5 protein-coding genes are annotated in these 3,343 nt (G+C 69.5%); all 5 read left to right on the plus strand.

Annotation, left to right across the window (positions count from 1 at the left end):
• Positions 1 to 62: 62 nt before the first annotated feature.
• On the plus strand, positions 63 to 776 hold the full coding sequence (locus GNZ18_RS40580; RefSeq protein WP_173391034.1) for a GntR family transcriptional regulator: 714 nt from the start codon (positions 63 to 65) through the stop codon (positions 774 to 776).
• Positions 777 to 899: 123 nt separating this feature from the next.
• Positions 900 to 1,310, plus strand: coding sequence for a plasmid replication, integration and excision activator (locus GNZ18_RS40585; protein ID WP_156222926.1), 411 nt, complete (start codon positions 900 to 902; stop codon positions 1,308 to 1,310).
• Positions 1,310 to 1,600: a hypothetical protein gene (locus GNZ18_RS40590; RefSeq protein WP_156222928.1), complete on the plus strand. Its 291-nt coding sequence runs from the start codon at positions 1,310 to 1,312 to the stop codon at positions 1,598 to 1,600. Before GNZ18_RS40585 ends, GNZ18_RS40590 begins: the two co-directional genes overlap by 1 nt.
• Entirely contained in the window at positions 1,600 to 1,926 is a 327-nt protein-coding gene (locus GNZ18_RS40595) for a hypothetical protein (protein WP_156222930.1), read from the plus strand. Before GNZ18_RS40590 ends, GNZ18_RS40595 begins: the two co-directional genes overlap by 1 nt.
• Before the next feature lie 83 nt (positions 1,927 to 2,009).
• Positions 2,010 to 3,343 (plus strand): FtsK/SpoIIIE domain-containing protein (locus tag GNZ18_RS40600; RefSeq protein WP_246251343.1); only part of this gene is annotated, 1,334 nt, incomplete at its 3' end.

Consider the following 3,343-nt stretch of genomic DNA (forward strand, 5'->3'; position numbering starts at 1 on the left):
CATGGTTTGCTGGTGCTCTCGTGTTGTCGAGTGGTTGGCAGGCTGTGATGGTGGATGACTCCATGTACGCCCCCAAGTACGTCCGGATCATGGAGACGCTCCGCGCCCGGATCAAGGACGGGACCTATCCCGTCGGATCGCGCCTGCCTTCTGAGGCACAACTCCAAAAGGAGTTCGGTACCTCGCGGCTGACCGTGGTCCGCGCGCTGAACGATATGCAGACCATGGGGGAGATCGAACGCGCGCACGGGCGCGGATCGTTCGTGAGGTCCCCCGGGCCGTCCAGCTCGCAAGACAGCCGGCCCGGCCTGGCCGTGCTGGACCGTCAGGAGACTGCGGAGTCGGTCCGGCTGCTGGAGGTCGGCCGCCGTCCGGCCCCGGCCGAGGTCGCGACGGCGCTGGGGCTGGCCGAGTCGGCGCCGGTTCACCTGCGCCGCTATGTCGGGGTGTACGACTCGATCGTGAGTGAGTTGGTGTCGTTGTGGGCTCCGGTGGATGTGGCGGTCTCGGCGGGCCTGGACCAGGAGGGGCCGCTCACCGTCCCGGTCCGCGAGCTGGTGACGGCGCGGAGCAAGGACCGGCTGACGCGGGTGGAGGAGCGGTTGCAGGCTCGGCGCCCCACCGAGGCAGAACGCGATGCCCTGGGCCTGGCGGAGGGGGAACCGGTGCTGACGGTGCTGGGCTCGGTGGTCGACTCCTCGGGGCGGACGGTTCTGACGGTCGCGGTCGTGCTTCCGGGGTCGCTGCACGTTCTCGAAAGCTCCTACGAGCTGTGACCCAGATCACTCGATAAGTCGACTAGCCTCCCTTGATTCGGTGACTCCTGAACATAGACTCGTCACATAGCCACTCGACTAGACGAGTGATTGACAGGAAGATCGAGCAAGGAGTGACAGTTCATGGCGATTCAGGGGCGAATCCCGGTGACGTTCGGGGACGTGTTCCCGCACGGCGTCTACGCCACCGGTCCGGCGGAGCCGTTGACCAACTTCGAGACCAAGCGGCAGGAGACCGACAAGGACACCGGTCTGCCGGTGTGGGTGATCGACGTCTACGACGCCGATCCGGGCGCCAATCACAAGGCGTCGGCGATCAAGGTGAAGGTCGATTCGCAGGTGTGCCCGGTGGTGCCGGAACCGGCGTTCGGGCCGTTCCGTCCGGTGGAGTTCGACGGGCTGACGGTCACGCCGTATGTGGAGGAGACGGGGCGTCGTCCTCGGGTGGCCTACTCCTTCCGGGCGCGGGAGGTCCGCCCGGCGGGCGGGGGCAAGGCGCCTCGCGCAGCTGCTCCGGCTAAGGACGCGGCCTGATGGGGCGCGGCACCGGCGGGCGCTCCTCGGCGCTGACGCTGCCGATCGATGGGTCCGCGTCGGCGAAGTTCCTGGGGTTCGGGGGTCGTACGCCGTTGTTCACGGTGGCGGCGGGCGGGGTGCTGGTCACCTTCACCCTGCCCGAGCGGCTGGGCGCGGGTGAGGTGGAGTTCGCGCGGCGGCTGGCCGAACAGGCGGCGGCGTATGCGGTGGAGGTGGAGCGGCTGTTCCGCTCGGGTCCTCGCTCGTCCTCGGGCCGGTCGTCTGGTCGGGGTCGGGTGGTGGCGTGATGGACGCCTACAGCTACACCACGATCCAGGTCGAACGCGATGGCACGGCGGATGTGCATGTGTCGCTGCATCCGGACGAGTGGATGTCGGTGCTGTGTGTCACGGGTCGCGAGCGGGCCTATCTCTCGATCTCGCACGCCAAGGCCAGCGTGACGGTCTGCCCGACCCGTCCGGACGCGCCGACCGCTGGTGACCTCCGCGTGGCGCGGCAGCTCGCCGAAGCGTTCGCGGTCTACGCCGCCGAGGTCGAACGCCTTCACGTGCTGAACGGCGCCTCGGCCGAGGCTGCCCCCGATCCCGATTCCGTTCGGGACTCGGCTGCCTAGTTCAGGTGGGGCGGCTGGAGCTGGTACCTCCGGCCGCCCCGCTTCTCTCCGCTCCAACCACGAAGTGAAGAGGTCTACAGGCTATGTCCTGGGAGTTCCGCAAGCTCGGACCCGGCGAGAACGTCGCGGTCGAAGCGCAAGATGACCCGTTCGCGGCGCCGAAGTGGGCGCCCCCGGTCTGGCACATGCCCGAGGGCCTGGTCCTGCTGGTCAACCTGGTCCGGGGCCTGGTCGGCGCGGTGGTGTTCCTGGTCCGCAACATCGTCCCCGTCTCCCTCCTCGGCGGCCTGGCCTGGCTCGGTGTCCGTTACGGCTGGAGGGTCCCCGTCCTGCTCCTGGTGCTCGTCGGCATCGGCGTTGGCGGGTGGGCGGCGCTGGACCGGCCGTCGTTCGTCCGCTACGTCGCCCGTCCGGCGTTGGCGCGGTGGCGGCTGGTGAGGGTGTACCGGCGGGACTGGCAAGCGGTCCTGATCACCGCCGGACTCACCCGAACCCACAAAGGCCGCGTCTACCTGCCCACCCTGGTCCGGGTCCGCTGCGGCCCGACCTCCGATCGGGTCTTGGTCGCCATGCTCAAAGGTCAGGCACCCGACGCATGGGAACGCGTCTCAGCCAACCTCGCGCATGGCTTCGGTGCCTCGCTGGTCCGCGTCCGTGAGGGGGACCGTCCGGGACGGATCTGGTTGGAGTTCGTCCGCCGCGATGCCCTCGCCGTCCCCCTCCCCGCCCTCCCGATCCCGGCCGCTGCGGACGTCGACCTGTCCGGCGTGGTGGTCGGCCGCCAGGAGGATGGTTCGCCGTGGCGGCTGCGGCTGCTGGGCACCCACGTCCTGATCGCGGGCGCCACCGGGGCGGGCAAGGGGGCGGTGATCTGGTCGCTCGTCCGGGCGCTGCTGCCGCTGATGCTCGCGGGCCTGGTGGAGGTCTGGGCGGTCGATCCCAAGCGGATGGAGTTGTCGTTCGGGCGTCCGCTGTTCGAGCGGTACGGGCGCTACAGCGATGGCCCCAAGGGCGGCATGGTCGAACTGCTGGAGTCGGCCGCCGAGAACATGAACGCGCGGGCGGAACAGTTCGCCGGGGTGACGCGCTCGTTCCGGCCCTCGCGTGAGCATCCGTTCCGGGTGGTCGTGGTGGATGAGCTGGCGTTCCTGACGGCCTACTGCCCTGAACGCGACTTGCGCAAGCGCGCCGAATCAGCCATCGCCGTACTCACCTCGCAAGGGCGGTCGGTGGGGTACTGCGTGATCGGTGCACAGCAGGACGCCCGCAAAGAGGTCAACAACCTGCGCAACCTGTTCCCCACCCGGCTCGCGCTCCGCCTGGACGAGAGCGAACAGGTCGACATGGTCCTCGGCGACGGGTCCCGCGACCGTGGGGCGCTGGCCGACCAGATCTCCGCCGTCCCCGAGATCGGCGC

Source organism: Actinomadura litoris (genome assembly GCF_009733595.1).
In the GTDB taxonomy this organism is placed as follows: Bacteria; Actinomycetota; Actinomycetes; order Streptosporangiales; family Streptosporangiaceae; genus Spirillospora; species Spirillospora litoris.